This is a genomic window from Bilophila sp. 4_1_30, from assembly GCF_000224655.1.
Classification (GTDB): Bacteria; Desulfobacterota; Desulfovibrionia; order Desulfovibrionales; family Desulfovibrionaceae; genus Bilophila; species Bilophila wadsworthia.
On the sequence record NZ_JH114233.1, the window covers coordinates 948,233 to 966,980 of the forward strand.

Annotated in this window: 15 protein-coding genes; all 15 read right to left on the bottom strand. The window is 61.1% G+C overall.

Features of this window, described 5'->3' with window-relative positions; all coding sequences use genetic code 11:
- The coding region (locus HMPREF0178_RS16035; RefSeq protein WP_009380851.1) for an ABC transporter ATP-binding protein at positions 1 to 699 on the bottom strand (699 nt) is incomplete at its 3' end.
- Entirely contained in the window at positions 699 to 1,481 is a 783-nt protein-coding gene (locus HMPREF0178_RS16040) for an energy-coupling factor transporter transmembrane protein EcfT (RefSeq protein WP_009380853.1), read from the bottom strand. The genes HMPREF0178_RS16035 and HMPREF0178_RS16040, both read right to left, overlap by 1 nt.
- Positions 1,459 to 2,010, bottom strand: coding sequence for an MptD family putative ECF transporter S component (locus tag HMPREF0178_RS16045; protein WP_009380855.1), 552 nt, complete (start codon positions 2,008 to 2,010; stop codon positions 1,459 to 1,461). The genes HMPREF0178_RS16040 and HMPREF0178_RS16045 overlap by 23 nt, the downstream gene beginning before the upstream one ends.
- Positions 2,011 to 2,144: 134 nt before the next feature.
- A complete protein-coding gene (locus HMPREF0178_RS16050; RefSeq protein WP_009380857.1) occupies positions 2,145 to 4,289 on the bottom strand; it encodes a TonB-dependent siderophore receptor in 2,145 nt (714 codons plus the stop codon).
- On the bottom strand, positions 4,289 to 5,683 hold the full coding sequence (gene hutW / locus HMPREF0178_RS16055) for a heme anaerobic degradation radical SAM methyltransferase ChuW/HutW (protein WP_009380858.1): 1,395 nt from the start codon (positions 5,681 to 5,683) through the stop codon (positions 4,289 to 4,291). Before hutW ends, HMPREF0178_RS16050 begins: the two co-directional genes overlap by 1 nt.
- Before the next feature lie 137 nt (positions 5,684 to 5,820).
- Complete coding sequence (locus HMPREF0178_RS16060) at positions 5,821 to 6,282, bottom strand: Fur family transcriptional regulator (RefSeq protein ID WP_009380859.1); 462 nt, start codon at positions 6,280 to 6,282, stop codon at positions 5,821 to 5,823.
- A 153-nt stretch (positions 6,283 to 6,435) separates the two neighbouring features.
- A complete protein-coding gene (locus HMPREF0178_RS16065) occupies positions 6,436 to 6,882 on the bottom strand; it encodes a flavodoxin (protein ID WP_009380860.1) in 447 nt (148 codons plus the stop codon).
- 24 nt (positions 6,883 to 6,906) lie between these two features.
- Complete coding sequence (locus HMPREF0178_RS16070; protein WP_009380861.1) at positions 6,907 to 7,326, bottom strand: hypothetical protein; 420 nt, start codon at positions 7,324 to 7,326, stop codon at positions 6,907 to 6,909.
- The gene (locus HMPREF0178_RS16075) at positions 7,323 to 8,552 is read right to left on the bottom strand and encodes a DUF2325 domain-containing protein (protein WP_009380862.1); all 1,230 of its coding nucleotides are present in this window, start codon (positions 8,550 to 8,552) and stop codon (positions 7,323 to 7,325) included. Before HMPREF0178_RS16075 ends, HMPREF0178_RS16070 begins: the two co-directional genes overlap by 4 nt.
- 166 nt (positions 8,553 to 8,718) lie before the next feature.
- Positions 8,719 to 10,932 carry a hypothetical protein gene (locus tag HMPREF0178_RS16080; RefSeq protein ID WP_009380863.1) on the bottom strand — a complete coding sequence of 738 codons (2,214 nt, stop codon included), beginning with the start codon at positions 10,930 to 10,932 and terminating at the stop codon, positions 8,719 to 8,721.
- Between the two features lie 51 nt (positions 10,933 to 10,983).
- Positions 10,984 to 11,439, bottom strand: coding sequence for a type III secretion system chaperone (locus tag HMPREF0178_RS16085; protein WP_009380864.1), 456 nt, complete (start codon positions 11,437 to 11,439; stop codon positions 10,984 to 10,986).
- Positions 11,405 to 11,716 (bottom strand): hypothetical protein, encoded by a 312-nt coding sequence (locus HMPREF0178_RS22115; RefSeq protein WP_198135001.1) that lies wholly within the window; start codon positions 11,714 to 11,716, stop codon positions 11,405 to 11,407. Before HMPREF0178_RS22115 ends, HMPREF0178_RS16085 begins: the two co-directional genes overlap by 35 nt.
- Positions 11,717 to 11,760: 44 nt before the next feature.
- Positions 11,761 to 16,011, bottom strand: coding sequence for an alpha-glucan family phosphorylase (gene glgP, locus HMPREF0178_RS16090; protein WP_009380866.1), 4,251 nt, complete (start codon positions 16,009 to 16,011; stop codon positions 11,761 to 11,763).
- Positions 16,012 to 16,073: 62 nt separating this feature from the next.
- A complete protein-coding gene (locus HMPREF0178_RS16095) occupies positions 16,074 to 17,303 on the bottom strand; it encodes a glycoside hydrolase family 57 protein (protein ID WP_009380868.1) in 1,230 nt (409 codons plus the stop codon).
- A gap of 1 nt (position 17,304) precedes the next feature.
- Positions 17,305 to 18,645, bottom strand: coding sequence for a glycosyltransferase (locus HMPREF0178_RS16100; RefSeq protein WP_009380870.1), 1,341 nt, complete (start codon positions 18,643 to 18,645; stop codon positions 17,305 to 17,307).
- Positions 18,646 to 18,748 lie beyond the last annotated feature (103 nt).

Here is an 18,748-nt window from a genome sequence, read left to right on the forward strand (position 1 = left end):
CAGGGCGTCGTCGTACAGCAGGTCAAAGCCGCCCCGCTCCGCAATCCGGCCTTCCTGCATGACAAGCACGCGATCCGCTACGCCTTCCAGCCAGTACAGCCGATGATCCACCACAAGGATCGCCATGCCCCGCGCCTTGAGTTCGGTGAGCTTGCGGGCCAGATCCTCGGTAGCTTCGGGATCGAGATTGGCACTCGGCTCATCAAGGATAAGGGCCCTCGGCCCCTGCGAGAGGATGGAGGCCAACCCGACCTTCTGCTTCTGCCCTTCGGACAGTTCGTGGATGGAGGAGGACAGAATCGGCCCGAGCCGGAAGGCCCGCGCCGCCTCATCGATTTTGGCGGCGATGGATTCGGGCGAAACGCCCTGCCATTCATGGGCGAACGCCAGCTCGTCCTCGACATTCAGAGCGAAAAACTGCTGTTCGGGGTCTTGAAAGAGTGTTCCTACCTCCCGCGCAATGGCGTTGATGGGCCGGGCGTCCGTCGGCTCGCCGCCGATCAGGACACAGCCTTCCAGCGTCCCCTGAAAATAGTGGGGGCACAGGCCGTTGGCGAGGCGCATCAGCGTGGACTTGCCGCAGCCGCTGGCCCCGGTGCACAGCACCAGTTCGCCGGGCCGCACCGAAAACGAAATATCCGAAACCGCCGGGCATGTCTGGAACGGGTACGTGTAGGTCACACGTTCAAAGCGGAGCATCAGCGCATCCCTCCTTCCAGAGGGGCCCATCCCACGGCATGTTGGCACAGCACCGCCGCAACCGCCACGAGGCAGGCCGCGACCAAAAGCCATGTGTCGGATGCCTTCCAGACCAGTTTCCGGTAAGGGCGCATCCCTTCGCCGTAGCCGAGGCCCTTGAGTTCGGCGGCGATGCCGAGCTCTTCCGACGTCTTCAGCGAACGGAACAGCAGCGGCGTGAACACCAGCCGGATCAGCAGCACGGGATGGCGGAAGGCGTTCCACGGGGTCATGCGCCAGCCGCGTATCCGAAGCGTTTCCGAAACCTGTTTAACGTCATGCAAAAACGTGGGGATGAAACGGATCATCACCGCAGCCGGGAGATACAGGCAGAACGGCAGGCGCAAACTCTTCAGGGCGGTCAGCAGGCTCTGCACCCGGCAGGAAAAGGCCAGCGGCAGGATCACGTTCAGCATCGTCGCCATGCGCAGGAACGGCACCACCAGCGACACCGCCGAAAACGCGGGCATGGACGGGATCAGCAGGCTCATCCCGAACGCGCACCCCATGGCCAGCAGCGACATGCCCACAAGGACCGCATACCCGATCAGCAGTATGCGGAACTGCCGCATCCCGAGGGCATACACCAGCGACATGCCGAAAAGCACCATCTGCGGCTCGACCCCCGACAGGGCCACCGTAGCCACGGACGCCAGCAGGCTGACGAACATCTTCGCCCGCGTATCCGCCGCGTGCAGCCCGCCGCCACAGCCGGAACCCTCAGTTACGGACAATGCCTGCATGACGCAGCTCCCGAACGGCGCGGACGCCGGAAAAAAGCCCGCACAGCGATCCCACGTAGCCGATGACCACAATGGGAACGATGACATACAACAAGGCCGGACTCTCACGCATGAACAGCCACGAAACGCCCAGCGAAAAAACTTTCGACGTGAGATCGTACACCGCGACGCCGAGCACGGGCGCCCACGGCTTCCGCATCCCTCCGGAGCAGGCCATCGCCGCCTCAGCGCAGCCCGCCGCCAGCAGCATGGCCGGGAGGAGCGTCACGCTGCCGCCGAGCAGAAGCATACTGATGAGCATGTTCACGAGCACGAACAGGGCCAGCGTCCCCGGCTTGCGTACCTTATAGAGCATGACCACGAGCAGCGTGGTGAAAATGAGGTTCTTGGCGAGCAGGCTCACCGGGTTCATCCCTCCCCCCACCAGCGCGACCAGCAGGGTGGAAAGCTTGGCGGCGGCCGAGAAAACGCCGAGGACGACGAGTTCCCGCGCACTCCAGTAATGACGGTTGAAGACCTGTGACGGCATCCGTGTTCCTTCCCCTCCTCCCCGACGCCGCACGGGATTACCGTGGGCGTCCGCCGCCGTGCAGCGCGGGGAGATTTTTTGATAATATAAATGAAATTCAATTTCAATACTGAAACACAGACTTCCTCATGAAATCAGAATCTCATGCCGACCTTGATGTTGGCATGCAGGCCGGGCTCCAAAATGCTGTCGTCCTGACGGTACCGCTTGTCGAAGAGGTTCAGGACTTCGGCGGCCACGGTATACTGCTTTTCGTCGCCGAACTCGAAGCCGAAAGCCACGTTCGCCGTCTGCCAGTTGTTGTAGTGGGTCGTCTCGCTCTCGGTCTTCTCGACGGAATTTGAGGAGAACCGCCCGTAAATGTCGGCGTTGAAGTCAACGGTTTCGCTCAGGGCGTGCTTGAAGCGCACCCCCGCCCTGCCCGACCATTCGGGTACGCCGGTTTTCCATGTGGTCAGCGTGCCGTAGTCGAACTTGCGCCGCATCCATGTCGCGGAAGCGTACGGCGTGAGGCCGCATTCGAAATCATAGCTCGCGGCCAGCTCCACCCCGTGGGTCTTCGCCGACGAGACGTTGATGTAGCGCGAAGTGTCGGTGTCCGCGTCAATGGTGGGGTTATAGATGTAGTCGTCCGCATCGGAATAGAAGGCCGCGACGTCTACGGACAGGCCGTCATGGACATACCGCGCCCCGATTTCATAGCTGTTCGAGGTCTCCGGCTTGAGGCCGGGGTTCGGCAGGATCGTCCCGCCTCCCATCGCCGACATCACATACTTTTCCTGCAGCGAAGGGACGCGGAATCCCTGCGCGAACGTAGCCCGCAGCGTCAGATCCGGGATGCCCGACCACATAAGGCCCACATTGAAGACCGGCCGGGAATTGTTCGAGGAGCTCTCCGTACCCACGTCATACGGGACCGTGCCCTTGGAATTGGTCTTGCTTCCTTCGGCATGTTTCATCTCGGACTGGACCCACGTATACCGTACCCCATAGCTCAGCGTGAAGTCGGCGGGCAAGGTCGATTCCATCTGGGCATACAGGGCGTTCGTCAGCATGTCGCCCTCGTGGTAGGCCGTGGAAGTGTACGGGATGCTCTTCGCCATGTACGCCGCCGCGATCTGTTGCGCGAAGGGGGGCGCACTGGCCAAGATGCCGGTGGCAAGGATACGCTCCACGGAAGTGGAAGCCGAAGCCCTCGTATCAGCCTTCAGCGTATCATAGCTGATGTCGTATCCGGTGATCAGATAATGGTTGTCGCCGATGGCCCAGTCCATCTGCAGCGAGGAACCGAGCTGCTTGTTCCGGTTGTCCGCATTGTTGGTGACGACCAGCGGCATTTTCGTGATGGCCGGGTCCGTGTTCACGTCGTTGGTCATTTCCTTTTCATTCTTCTGCCAAAATGCGTCGAAGCGCACACGGGGAAGCCACGGCGTCACGTTTTTGGCTTCGGCGAAGGCATAAACCTTATCGCGCTGCCACTTGGGGACGTCCACGGCGAAATTCTCATAGCCGGGTTCCATGCTCCCGGAATGGATGGACCCCTTGAAGCTGTCCAGCCCGCCGCCGACCGTGAACTTGTCGGAAAAATCGTAGCTCAGGAACGCGCTGCCTTCCTTCTGGCGGAAGGAGGTGTTCGGCGCTTCGCCGTCAGGCGTGCGCAGGTTCCCCTGATCGCTGTATGAGCCGGACATGCGGTACTTGAATCCGTTCATACCGCCGAAAGCCGACAGGGATTCGGCAAAACCGTTGGACGCGCCGTTATAGGCCACGGACGCCTCGCCCTGAATCGGTTTGTCCCCGCCTTTCTTGGTGATGATGTTGACCACGCCGCCGATGGCTTCCGATCCGTAGAGCACGGACGCGGGGCCCTTGATGACTTCCACGCGCTCCACATTGGAGGGATCGATCAACAGGGGCGTGCCGTCCATCGACTTGTTTTCCACGAGCTTCTGCCCGTCGATGAGGATCAGCACGCGGTTGGGATTCTCGCCGCGGATGGATATGCGCTTAAAGCCCTGCCCGCCGGAATTCCTGATTTCCACGCCCGGCACGTCCTGCAAAAGCTCGCCGATGGTCCGGGCGGGAGAACGCTTGATGTCCTCGCTCGTCATGACGGAAACGCTCATGGGAACGTCCTGCAATTCCTTCTCCACCCTCGTGGCGGTCACGTACACGTCGTCCGCCTTGACCGGCTCCTCCACGGCATAGGCGGGGCACCACGCCGCCAAGCCCAGCGCCGTCAACGGCAAAGCGCGGGCCAGCATCTTCCTTACAAACATCAGGCCTCCAAAGAACGCTTGAGATAATCAAGCAACAGTTGTGAAAGGTTCACCTGCCAGAACTGCCCGGCGAGCGTAAGCACGATGAAGGCCCCGTCCCGTTCGACAAGACCCGCCCGTTCCCATTGCTCAAGCACGGGTTTCCACACCTCGCCCAACGGGATGCCGTAAGCCGCTTCCAGCCCCGGCATGTCCAGCCAGCCCTGCTCCATCCCCTCGGCGATGGCCTTGAACAGCTTGCCCTGCGGGAACGGGCGGAGCAGCATGGCGATGGGCTTGCGTCCGGCCCGGACTTCTTCCTGCCACGCGCGGTAGTCCGACTGGTTCAGATAGAAGAACCCGTCCAGATTGCCGCCCGCGCCGGGACCGAACGCCAGACAGTGGGCGCGGCCTTTGACATACAGATTGTACAGGTTGCGTTCCCGCGACGTCCGCGCCCAGTGGCTGATCGAGAGGCGGCGGTAAAACCCTTTCTGCATGGCCTTCACCCCTGCGGCGAACATGGCCGACTGCATGGGGACGTCCGCCCCGGCGGGAAGGCGTCCGCTCTCAATGGCCTTGGCGAGCGGAGTGTTCCGGTACACGTTGAGCTGGTAGCAGTCCGCACCGTCGAGCTTGAGCGACTGGGCCGTGGCGATGTCCGCCAGCCAGCGGTCCATCGTCTGCATGGGGAAGCCGTAGATGAGGTCCACGATGACGGCGGCCTGATCATAGCTCTGCAAAAGCTGGAGCTGCCGGATCAGCGTGTCGCGATCGGACACGCGGCCCATCGCCTGCCGGATCTCCGTGTCAAAGCTCTGCACCCCGAGCGAAAAGCGGTTTGCCCCGCCCTCGAAGCACGCTTCCATCTTGTCCGGGCCGAAATTCGACAGACGCCCTTCCACCGTGATCTCGCAATCGTTGGCAAGCGGCAGCACGGCGCGGACTTCCTTCAAGATGCGCCGGAGATCGTCCGCCTGCAGCGCCGTGGGCGTGCCTCCGCCCATGTATACGGCATGGACCGGCCCGGCATCCTGTCCGGGGCGGCCCCGCCACAGGCGCAGCTCCTGAATGAGCGCGTCGGCGTAGATCCGGCTTTCGTCTTCGCGGTACGCCTTGTTGTAGAAACCGCAGTACAGGCAGTGCGTCTCGCAAAACGGCACATGGATGTACGCCACGGTCTTTCCCGTCCTCGGTTCCGCCAGCAGAGGTTCCAGCGTCGCCTCAACATCCTGTTTTTCCACGCCCGCACCGCCGAGGCCGGGGTGGACGGCGATCTTGCCTTCAAACGCGTACGGCAGAGGATCGACGCCCTCCCTGGCGAAGTAGCGTTCGAGCCCCTCAGCCGGGACGCTTGGCTGCCCTACCCGCTCCTGCTCGGACGGAAGGCTTTTTTCCAATCGGATTTCAGTCATGACCCCTCCGGGTTCTCATCAAAAGTACATTTAATAATATTAAGTTTTATCAATCAAACTTTATGGCCGCATATGTACACAGTCCGCCCCGGCCTGTCAACCATTTTGCCAAAAGGCGGAATGCTTTTTATTACAGCCTATCTTGAAGGAGATTGCCCAGCGAGGCAGTCCGGACAGACGCCGTACAGATACAGCCTGTGTTGCGTAGGCGTAAACCCGTATTGGCGGACAAGGCGCTCCTGCAGGGCTTCGATCTTAGGATCGACGACCTCAATGCTCTTGCCGCAGCACTCGCAGATGAGATGATCGTGGTGCCAGTCGCTGGCCTGCTCATACCGGACGACGCCCCCGCCGAAAGAAACTTCCTTGGCAAGCCCGGCCTCACACAGCAGCTTCATCGTGCGGTATACCGTGGACTGCCCCACCGTCGGATCCTGTCGCTGAACCCGGCCGTACAGATCGTCAATGGTCAGGTGCCCCTCTTCCTGAAAAAACACGGAAACGATGGCTCGCCGCTGCTGCGTGTTGTGACAACCTTTTCCGCGTAGGAAGCGCGTGAACACCGTCTCCGGATCAATATGGACTTGTCCGCCTGACATACCTCACCCTTACATAACGGTTCAAGATGTATTGAAGCGCGGGCCCTGCACTCCGGCCCGCGCTTCAGGCATAACGGCTACGGAGTGCCTATACCGCCCGCAGTCTATTATGATTGAATTTCATTTTCAATATATTCGCATAAAAAAATATGGTTAAAGAGCCGCCAGCAGCCGGTTGGCCCAATCTTCCACGTCGCTCTCGTTCGACGAGAGATTGCCGTCGAGCTTCAAGCCTTCCAGAATCTGAATGCCGCCGAGTTCGCTCAAACGCGCCTCAATCACATCCACCGCCCCGCAAAAATGCTCAAAGGAGCTGTCCCCACTCGCAAAGCACGCGGTCTTGACGCCCTTGACGCCAATACGATCAAAGGCTTCGAACAACGGCTCGAAATCCGTCTGCAGCTCGACTTCATCGGTCCCCCACGCGGAGCACCCGAACAGCGCGACATCCCGGCCTTCGCACAGGCCATCCGGGGAAACGTCGGCGGCATCCCGTACATCGACGGCATGCCCCGCAGCCCGCAGACGCCCGCCGAGGTATTCGGCAATATCCGCCGTGTTGCCGGTGGTGGACCCGTAAACGATAAGCACATTACTCATGAAAAAGCTCCACTTGGAAAAAAGTTAATGATCGTGATTGTGTTCGCCGCGACATGCGCATCCTCCGTGCCCATGCTCATGCCCGTGTCCCCCGTGGCATGTGCAGTGCGCGCATTTTCCGCAGCATCCGCTTTTCTTCTTGCGGGGCGGTACGATAAGCACACGGCTCCCGGAGGGCGCCATGTTGAATCCGTTTTCGCCCTTGAAGAACAACTGCGACGCCGGAACGGGCGTCTGGCACAACCGGGCCTGCAACACCTTGCTACCGAACGGCAACACTTCGCTTACCCCCGCCGTATCGACGAACACCCTGCCGCCGCACCTGTACTCCCTCAGAAAGAGATTCAGCAGTTCGTGGGCGGAGTTGCCGTCAAAAATGCCCTGCATCTTCACGTGCAGGTTGTCCTTGTTGTGATGGTAGTTCATCTGAAAATCGGTGCTCATGCACGTTCTCCTTCTTGCCGTGCGGATTCGCTCCCCAAAAGACGGGAAATGGTGCTCAGGCTCCCGTTCGGCAACATATAAAATGTCTTGTTGTGTTTCTTCGCCAGATTTTTGACTTTGATGCAGGCGCCGTGGCTGTTGCAGTTCACGGGGCAGAGGATGATGTCCGCGCGCCTGAGGCTCCGCTCGAGCTGGCGCGTGCCGCCCTGCAGCGAGCCGTTGTGATAATCGAGGACGCCGCCGCCCCCTTCAATAAATTCGCGATACAACGACTCCATGCGCTCGACGCCGCCGACGATGAGCACCCGCTTGCTGCACAGATCGAACGAAGGACAACTCTCGTCGCAGTCTCTGCCGCAACAGGTCCCGCAGGAATCAGCCGCCATGCCAGGCAAGTTCCCCTGCTCAAAGCGAGCCCTTCCCTGCTTGAGCAGCGAATTGACCAGTTCGCGCTGGCCCTCGAAACGCTGCGTCAACGACGCAAGTGCCTCCCGCAGGTTCTCGTTTTCCGCTTCAAGTTCCGGGCCCCTGATTTCCCACAGCGCCGTGGACGCCTCATACATGGCGTCCAGTTCGGCTTTCAGGCGGTTGCGTTCGTCCCGGAGCGCAGCGTTTTCCTGCGCAAGCGCACGCCTGCCCTCTTCCGCCTGATCCATGCCGCCGCGCGAAACCGCTTCGCGCTCCTTCAACAGCCGGATGCGGTTGGCCTGCTGCTCGTTCTTGCGTTCCAGTTCAGCGATAAACCGCCGGATGCGCGTCTGTTCCTCCGCAATGCCGTGCATGGCCATGTGGACCGCGCCGTAGACCGTGCGACGGGCTTCATCCGAAAGCCCGCGTGTGCCCGCCGCCCACAAAAAGCCCACATACTGGCCGGCGGAGAACGCCTTCTTCCACTGCGCGAGAAAATCCTCTTCACTCAAAAGCCGCAACGGGGCGGCCTCACGCTCGTACTTCCGGCGGAGCAGCTGGCTCATCTTCCGGGACAGGGGGTTTTCCGTAGCAGCGGCATTGACGAACAGCTCGTGGATTTCAAACGGCGTCAGTTCAACCGCCGGAAGCGACATTTTCTTCAAGAGATGCTTCTGTTCGGCAAGCGTGATCCCCATGCCGACAAGCGGACATTTGAACAGTTCATCCGCCTCCCATATGCCGTGAACAGCCCGTGAAACAGGCGACGCAACGTCCAACGCGGGTTCCGCGCTCGCTGTCTGAGATAACCAACTCATAGCGTTCCTCCATTCCGTTCTGTTGGAGATAGATCTGCCGTATATGAAAATGAAAGTCAAGATCAATAACTACATTTTTTCTCTCTTCCGTCCTCCCTTTTTCGGCAAAACAAAAAGGAGGCTGTCCGGAAACAGCCTCCTCATGTCGCATAACATATCTTACTCTCTACCGATGCCCTTCCTTATATGCGATGACGTTCGCCTCGCTCATCGCCGCGGCGAAAGCCTGCACCTGCGAAGCCGGAACATGCAGATAGGCTGTGGCGGCGTCACCGTCGGCCTTGAACGGAAGGTTGCTTGCCCTGAGCAGATCGTTCACCGTGGCCCGGGCCTTGGCAGGGTCCCCAGAGACGGCCTGGAAGATATAGCCGCCCTCGCCGTCACGCTGGATATGCCACTGCTGGCGGCCACCTTCCACCACTTGCAGATGCTCCAACTGAACCGTTCCGTGCGGGGACGTCCGCGTGGTCCGGGAGGTCAGCTTTTCCAGATTGCTCAGGTTCTCCAGAATGGGCGGATTGTCGTCAAGGAAAGGAAGCCGTTCGCCGAACACATCGTTCAGAATATAATCGCGCCGGGCGATGAAGGCATCACGCATCGTTTCTACCTGATGCCTCAGCTTCCGAAAATCGGCGATCTGGTCTCTCTTTTCGTTCTCGCCAAGACCGGGATCCCCGGCAACCCGTTCCTCCTCTCCACGAAGCCATCCGATATAGCTGGAGAAAACCTTCAAGTCCCCGCCGGAATCGCGCATCTCCTTCAACTGCCGCACGCCCTCCATCTTTTCCATGTAGGCGCAATCGTCAAACACCGTGTAGTTCTTGAATTTGCTGAACCGACCAGGCTCGGAGAAGGAAAAATCGGAGCGGATGTTCCTCGCATCCATAAACTCTTCCAATGAGTGCCCGGGATCAATGGCGGCAAAAGTATTGCCCATACGTCCCTTGTTGTCGCCGCGCGAGCCGAGGGCGTCGCGGTCGGACAAGGCAAGCATGAGGATCTTGTTGCGCCCCAGCTGCGCCATACTCGTGTCGCTTCTGCCCCGGTCATCGTCCCGCACCAGAAAGCCGTCCACGATGTGCCCCGCGAAATCCCTGAAGGACTGGACCTGCCCGTCAGCCCCGGTTTGGCTCATGTGCTCGGCATCGATGAGCAGCTTCATCTTGCCGTCGGTATATTCGCTGCGCACCAGTTTCGCCTTTTGCGACTCGATGCCCATCGCCCGCATGAGGTCGCTGGCCAAAACTTCCTTAATGGCGTTGAAATTGGCTTCATTGCGGGTATGCGCGGTAAAAAAGCGATGAGCGCCGCTTTTGGCCGTACGTCTAGGGATGCGCACGTTCCCCAAAATGTTCCGATCGGATTCGTTGTAATCCAGCTTGACATAGTGCCGGGTGGAAAATTCCGGAATGCAGCCGCGCAACGCGGTCTTTACTTGAGCCAGGCATCCGGGATCGTTCAAGAGTGCTTCCTTAAACTGTGCTCTCATTTCAGGATTTGGAAAATCCGCTTCGCCGAGAGCCGGGAACGTTTCCCTTTTGACGTCCTGCGCCAAAGAACGCAACACGGCGACGGCTGGATTCAGATCCGGGAGCCCCCGGAACGGCCCGGCATTTCCGGACAAGCAGTGCTCCAGAAACGCGTCCGCCGTCTGATGAAGGGGGGTTCCCGGCGCGCGCATCTGCGCCATATGCTCATCCGTGAAGGCTTTCAGGCCGACAAACCCCGGCTCCACGCCCTTTTGTTTCAATTCCACAAATTCGTAGCCGTTGATGATGTCCCCGGGACGAAGCTCCCCGGCCTTGCTCCGATCCTCCACATCAAATCTGCCCAAAATCCGGCCCGCATCCCGCACGCCCAGCGCCCTTTCATCGGCGATGCCCTGCACTGCCGTTTGCAGCTCATCAGAGAGCCGCATCAGGTCCGAATCGGACAAGCGGGACGTTTTGGCCGCGGGCTCGTTTGCAAGCAGACGCCCGGCCACTTCGTTCACAGCGCGCCGATCCCGGAACGCCGGATTCCTCATGTCCGAACGCCCTGCGAAAACGCTCAAAAGGCGCGTCCGGTTCGTCTCCAGATTGGCTTTCTTGTCGTGGGAGCTGAGCTCCCCGGCCTTAGCGATGATGCCTCGGATTTCCCGGCTGGACAGGGCTTTGGTCGTAGAAAGCTGGGGAAGGAAACGTTCCGCCACCCCCACCCCGAACTGCCTGCCCAGAGCGTTGAGCAAAACCTGCCGGGTCATGAGGTTCTGATCAGCCTTGTCGGTGCGGCTCAGGCCCCTGCCCGACTGAGCGGAGACGCCGAGCTGGGAGTCCGAATCCAGAACGACCCGGCTGGAGGAACCGTAAGATAACGTATTGAACGCTTGCAGCTGAGGCATAGAGTCATCCTGATTGTTGCGGCGGTCCGGTTTGCATCCGGAAACGGCCGGTTACACCCGAAACAGCATTTCGGCGGGGGCGGGCGCCCCGGTTCCCACGGCCTCCCGGTTGAGTTCCCCCAAACGATTGGCCCAGTATTCCGCCTGCCGCATGACGGAATCCATAATATCCAGAAACCGTTCATGGCTCAGCTCAGTCAACCCGCATTGATAGCTGTACATAACCTTCCGTGATTCCGGCTCCATGGCGAGCACGCCTCCGCCGGTGCCCAGCCCGAAGAGATTCCCGGCCAGCAGTTCCGGGGCGACCTTTCCTTCGCCTCCGGCCACAATCCTGCCGATTTCAAAGTAGATGTAGGCGGCGTCAGCAGGCTCGATGTACTGGATGTTGCAGATCAGTGAGCCGTCGACTTCCAGGCTGGTGTAGCCCGTGTCGTCGACGGGCAGGGAAAACCCGCAGGCGCGCCCCAATTCAGCCATCATATTCTGATACGTTTCCAAACTCATAGATTCCCCTTTCAGCGTCCTTCGCTTTTCCCAAAAAACCGTGAACCCCGCCCCACTTGATGCGGCACAACCCCAAATCGGCGGCACTGCCAAAAACGTTGCAGGCTCTCCCCTCGCGTTTTTTCGTTGCATGAAACGCGCCAGAAAAACCGTCTTCACGGAACAGCACCGCCGAAAGCCTTTTTTCCGGCAAAACGCCGAATGGCGGCCCCGAAGAACTCCTGAGCCGCCATTCGCTTTTACCGTGCCCCGGTGGCGTACACAAGCCCCGGGGCATTCAATGCGCCTACGGAACTGAGGGGAGTTCCGAAGAGATCCGGTTTATCCCCACAGGACCAGCCGCGTCTCCAGCGGCGAGGCCAGCCCCGGTGTGACGGGAAGCACTCGCACGCCGTAGACATGCGGCCCGCTCCGGGACGGACTGTAGGCGCAGGCGTACACAAGCCTGTCCGCCGTGCTCTCCTCCGTGCGCGCCATATCCACGACGTCCGGAGTGTCCGTAAAACCGTTGCCGTCGCCCGGTCCGGCCACGAGCTGGACGAGCAGCTCCTCGGGCTTCATCCCGCCGGGCAGGACGCCGATCTGTACCTGCATGGGCTGGGTGCCCATCAGTTCCTCACCCTTAAGCCCTTCAATACGGATCTGCTCGATCCGAAGGGAGCTGAAGCGGGCGTTGACGTCCTGCTTCCACCGGGCGAGGCGCTTGGTGAGGGCGTTGTGCTTGTCGCGCAGTTCCGCATACCGCTGCGCCGCCGGGATGTAGTAGTCGTTGAGATACTCCCGCACCATCCGGTTGGAGCTGAACCGCGCAATCAAGGACTGCATGGACTGCCTGACCGTCAGAAGCCAGTCGTGGGGCATCCCTTCGAAATTGCGCTCGAAATACAGCGGCACGATCTTTTCTTCCAGAAGGGCGTACAGGAACCCGGCGTCGTCATAATCGCTCTGTTCCCCGCACAGATATTCACGGGTGACGGCGGGCCCGATGGTCCAGCCGTTCTCGCCGTTATACCCTTCGCACCACCAGCCGTCGGAGATGCTGAGGTTGACCCCCGCGTTGACGGGCACCTTCTGGCCGCTGGTCCCACAGGCCTCGTAGGGACGGCGGGGAGTGTTGAGCCACACGTCGCAGCCCTGAACCATGAGCCGCGACACAGCGAGGTTGTAATCCTCTATGAAGAATATCTTTCCGAAGAAGCGGGGATCGAGCATGTGGCGGATCACTTCCTGCAGCATGTCGATGCCCTGCGTGTCGGCGGGATGGGCCTTGCCGGAGAAGACGAAGATCACCGGGCGCTCCGCATTGCCCACGATGCGGGCCAGACGATCCAAATCCGCGAAGAGCAGCGTCGCCCGCTTGTACGGCGCAAACCGCCGGGCAAAACCGATGACCAGAGAAGACGGCGTAAGACGGGCCGCCATTTCCTTCTGCTTTTCGTAGGGAATGGCAAACTTCTTGAAAAATTCCGGCAGCGAAGCCCGGAGATAATCCAAAAGCTGCTTCTTCTGGAGCTGCCGCACCGCCCAGAGGCCCTCGTCCGGGATTTCGTCTATCTTGCTCCAGATGGACGAATCCGGGCTCTGCTCCTGCCAGCCGGGGCCAAGCACATTATCCAGCAACGCCCGCATGGGCGCCCCCGTATACGACGGCACATGGACGCCGTTGGTGACGTACCGGATGGGGATCTCCGCCTTGGGCACGCCCTTCCAGCCTTCCTGCCACATATGGCGGGAAACGTATCCGTGCAGGGCGCTCACGCCGTTGGCCCGGAACGAGTAATTCAAAGCCAGCACCGTCATTTCGAAAACATTGCGCTCGCTCCCTTCAAACCGCCCCATCCGCACGAATTCCGGCCACGGCAGGCCGATGCTCTGGGCATACGGCAGGAAGTACGGCTCCATCCGTTCCAGCCCGAAACGCTCGTTCCCCGCGTCCACGGGCGTATGCGTCGTAAACAGGCTGCTTCCGCGCACGAGTTCCCCCGCTTCGGCAAAGGAGAGCCCCCGCTCCTGCATAAGCAGGCGGATACGCTCAAGGATGAGGAACGCGGAATGCCCCTCGTTCATATGATACACGGAGGGCCTGATGCCGAGGGCGCGCATGAGCTGGACCCCGCCCATGCCGAGCAGGATTTCCTGACGGAGGCGGCAATCCCTGTCCGCCTCGTACAGCCGGGCGGTGATCTTGCGATCGTCGGCGGTATTGCTGGGCGTGTCTGTGTCCAACAGATACAGCTTGACCCGCCCCACGCGCACCAGCCAGATCTGCGCATGGAGACGCCGCCCCGGAAGCTGCAACAGCACCTCAAGCGGCGCTCCGCCCTCATCCTTGACCAGCTCCAGCGGCAAGGTGGCGAAATCGTTTTCGGGATACTGGGCGATCTGCCGCCCATCCCTGTCGATCTGCTGCCGGAAATATCCGCTCCGGTACAGCAAGCCCACGCCCACGAGAGGGATGTTCAGATCGCTTGCCGATTTCAGGTGATCGCCGGACAGGACGCCGAGCCCGCCCGAATAGATCGGCAGGCACTCGCTCAAGCCGTACTCCGTCGAGAAATAGGCCGCCGGGCGCTCCGGCGACAACGCGCCGAAGTCCTTTGCGGAAACGCCCATGTAGGCGTCAAAGGCCTCCATTGTGGACTTATACAGCCGCAGGTAGGACTGGTCATGCGCCACGATGAGCAAACGGGCCTTGGTCGCCTTTTCGATGACCGCCACGGGATTGTGTCCGCTGCGTTCCCACTCCGCCGGGTTGAGCGCGGAAAACAGCTGATGGCATTCGGGATGCCAGCTCCACCACAGGTTATGGGCCAGCTCGCGCAGCCGCCCGATGGGCTCCGGCAGCGCGGTGACGGCGGTAAAGGCGTGCAGGGTCGGCGTCGTGGACATCGTCGCCTCAAGCACCCGCGTCAGGGATGCGCTGCTCGGCGCGTCACGAAGCGCCCCGCGCTCCACGGCCTTGTCCAATGCCTGCGTATACGCCTGAATATAGTGGGGGAAAAACCGCTCCCACGAACACGCGCCGGACAACGAGCGGACGGCCGTGCGCCGCTCGTCGAGCTGCGCCGACGGCAGGGCAGCGTAGTCCAGCAAAACGCCCCGCAAGGCCGCTACCGTCCCCTCATACGAAGTCTGCTGACGGTGCAGGATCGTAACGCCCTGCTCCTGCCCCTGCGTGTCCCGCACCCACAGGCCGAAGCCCGACAGGTCCGTGGTCACGGTGGGGACGGCGTGCGCGGCGCTTTCCTGCGGCGTGTAGCCCCACGGCTCGTACCACGAGGGGAAAACGCCCAGATCGCAGGCCGCCAGCACTTCCTCGTACGGCATATTCAGGAAGCCGTCGTTGCCGTCCAGCAAAGCAGGATCAAAAATGACCTGCACATGGTTTTCCGGCCTGTTGTCCAGACCGAGCCGCTTGCAGGCGTTCAGGATGGGGTCCTGCGGCTGGTTGTATACGTGGTGGCTGCTGATCCAGTACGGCCCCTGATCGGAGATTTTGGAAGGATCGCCGCCCACGGCATCGGGATTGACCCCGCTGTGCCCGCCCATGACGGCGCACAAGGCGAGCACGTTGGTCTGGGACTGGCGCAGCGCCTCGTTCACGCCCGCCAGCGCGTCGAGGAACACGTCCACGCCCTTGTTGTGGTATTCATACCGCCCGGAAATGATGAAGATCCGGGTATCCGGCGCAAGCTCGCGCCGCAGAAGGCGTCCCGCCGCGCCAAGGAGTTTGGCCCGCGCCCCGGCCGGAACATCCCGTTCGGCGCTGTAGTCGGGGATGACCCGCATGTCGAGGCCGTTGGGCGTCACCACGTCCGGGGAACGGCCCAGAAAGACCGTGGCCTCGTCCGCCGTGATGCGGCTCACCGTGGTAAAGCAGTCGGCTTCCCGCGCCGACGCCGTTTCCATCGAGCATTTGGCGGTGATGTTGTAGGCCCCGGCTTCCATTTTGGGGTTGATCTGGTTCATCTGCTTGTAGATGTCGAACCCGGACCCCGCCATCGACCGGCCGAGCATGGTCGCGTGCGTCGTAAAGACCGTGCCGAGCTTGGGCGCGCGCTCCTTCAGGTACAAGAGGCCCCCGCCGCACATCCATTCGTGGAAATGCGCAAGCACCGGGCCGGACGCGGGCACGGCAAGCGTCTGGCACGCCGCCTCGATCACCTCGCCGCACGCGGTACTGAACATGACGGGCTCCACATAATCCCACCCGCCGGAAATGGAATCAATGCCGTAACGATTCCACAGGGAAAACAAAAGCTGTCCCTGATTGAACCGATCCCGATAGCCGACAAGAATGACCTTGGGCCGCCCCGGAATATCCCAGCGCCCGAAGCGGCAGGCCAGATTCCGCCGTGCCGTGATCGCGCGCAGCTCCTGCCAGCAGGCTTCGTCCGTTTCCTCGAATTCCGCGTTGTTGCCCAGATCCGGGCCCAACAGATAGTAGTTGTCTCCAAAAAGAGCGGCGGCCTCCAGAGCCTTGCTGCTCACGACGGCGTAAATGCCGCCCACTTTGTTGCAGACTTCCCAACTGACTTCAAAGAGCGTGGTGCGGGACATATCATACTGCATACGGTTCTGCTCCCGCGCCGCCACGGCTGGCTTCCGGGGTTCCCCGGCAAGCCCAAGCGCCCTCAGGCGCTTTTCAGGACGGCGCTTTTCGTTCCGGGGTCAAGGGGGGACGCCGCCTCAAGCGTAAGCCTGAAATCGGCGAGCACATTCATATAATTGATGTAGGCGTCGTACGGCGTGCCGTAGGGGTTGAAATAGCTGTGCACATCGCCGTCCGAGAACCACTTCGTGGACATGTAGTAAAAATGGTCGGAGGTCTGCAGACGCCGCCATGTGCGGAGCACGCCGGGATCGCCCGTGGCCTTGACCGCCTTCTCCAGACGATAGACGGATTCGATGGCGTCGTTCTGCATGTCGTTGCCGAGCCATGCGGTGAGATCGCGCTCGGCGTCCGCCCACGACATAAAATGCGGCACGTCGAGGCACGCCACCGGCTCGAACCGGGCCGCCGCTTCCGAAGGCGTGATGAACGCGAAACCGGGCGTCCGCAGCATAACCTCGGGCAAGGCTTCCATAAAGGCGAAAATGCCGGTGGATTCCCATTGATGCTCCCCGAACGTCTCGTAATCCATGAACAGATTGATGAGATCCCCGGAGGCGTTGGCGGCGTGCGCCCACTCGGAAAACTTGTCCGCCGTAAGCGGAAATTCGGGCCATTGGTGGTTCGAGAACCGGAAGGCGATGTCGTCCGAGAGGCGGTAATTCTTGAGCAGAAGCTTGAGGCGATCGCACCCCGCCGGGCGGTAGACGAAGTTCGGGCTGCGCCAGCCGAGCACGTGATCCGCACCCTCGGCAAGCACGGCCTTGTAGCCCATCGCTTCCACGGCGCCCGCCAGATCGTTGTTGTAGATCAGTTCCGTATTGCGGAAGACACGGGGCGTTACGCCGAAGAGCGCTTCGATCCGCTCGTCGTGCAGGGCGACCTGTTCCCGGAACTCCTCCGGGGAATACAGAAACGCCAGCGAATGGTTGTACGTCTCGGAAAGCAGCTCCACGCATCCGGTGGCCACCAGTTCCCGGAAGCTCTGGATGACTTCCGGCGCGTAGGCCTCGAACTGATCGAGCGCCGTTCCGGAAATGGAGAAACTGACCTTGAACCTGCCGTCGTATTTGCGGATCAGCTTGAGCAGAAGCGCGTTCATGGGCAGGTAGCATTTACGGGCCACCTTCAGCATGATGCCGCAGTTCGCGTCCTCGTCCTCGTAAAAGGAGTCCACGCCGATGTCGAAAAAGGTGTAGTGCCGCAGCCTGTACGGCTGGTGGACCTGAAAGTAGAAGCAGAGAGCCGACATATCATTTTCCCCCGGAAACAAGTTGCGCGTAAATGGCATTCAGGCGATCGGCCACGTTTTCCCAGCGGATGGTCTTGAGCTCCTCGCGGCAATTCCTGACTTCCTCGGCGGCGAGAAACGGGTACGACAGGATCGCGCAGATCTTGTTCGCCATTTCCCGGATGTCCCAAAAATCGACCTTGATCGCGTTCCGCACCACTTCGGCGACGCCGGACTGGCGGGAAATGAGCACCGGCACGTCATAGGCCATGGCCTCAAGGGGCGCGATGCCGAAGGGTTCCGAGACGCTCGGCATGACGTAGAGGTCGCTCACCGCGTACATATGATCCACCTCCTCATCCTTGAGGAAGCCGGTAAAATGGAAATGGCTGCCGATGCGCAGCTGCGCCACCCGGCGGACCATGTTCGGCAGCATGTCCCCGCTGCCCGCCATGACGAACCGTACATCCGGGATGCGGTCGAGCACCAGCTTGGCGGCCTCCACAAAGTAGTCCGGCCCTTTCTGGAACGTGACGCGCCCCATGAACAGGACCCGCTTCTCGTGCGCGCAGCGTTCCGGGACCGCATAGACGCGATCCGCCTCGCTGCGGGAAACGGCGTTGTGCACGACCTCGATCTTGTCCCCCGGAATTCCGTACTGCCGCATGACCAGACGCTTGGTGTAATGGCTCACCGCCACCACGCGATCCGCCGCCTCAAGGCCCGCGCGCTCGATGCCCGCCACGTCCCGGTTCATATTGTCGCCGCTCCGGTCGTGCTCCAGCGCGTGGATATGCGCCACCAGCGGCTTTCCCGTCAGCTTGCGGACAAGGATGCCCGCCGGATAGGTCATCCAGTCGTGGACGTGGATGACGTCGAAACGCGCCTTCCGGGCAATGGCCACCGCCGCGCAAGCGTAGCGATAGACCTCGCTCATGAGATCCGGGCCGTAGCCGCCGTGCAGACGCAGGATCGTTTCCTGCGTCGAAGAAAAAACGTCCGCGTTCCGTTTCACCGACTGGAGGCGTTCCAGCTCACGCCGCCGCTCGTCATAGCTTTCCGGCGTGTCGTAAGGGAGCAGCAACGAGTCCACGTGCTCGATGTGCAGCTTTTCGCGCCACAATTCCCGCACTTCCTCATTGATCCTGAGGTTCCGGGCCGTACGCTCCACCCTCGTGCCGGATGCCGAACACAGCGACAGGCGTTCCCCCACCCGCACCGGGGCGTCCAAGGGGGTCTGCGGCAAGACGAACAGGATTTCCGTGCCTTTCTTCGCCAGCGCCCGGCCCATGCCGTAGCACGCCGTCCCAAGGCCGCCGCTCTTGTAGGGCGGAAATTCCCAGCCGAACATCAGAACGCGCATCAGTTCCCTCCTTTCCGGGCGTTGGCCTCCCACTCGGCATAGACGCCGGGAGCGGCCTCCTTGAGCAAGTGCAGCAAACGCAGGCATTCGGCGACGCTCCAAG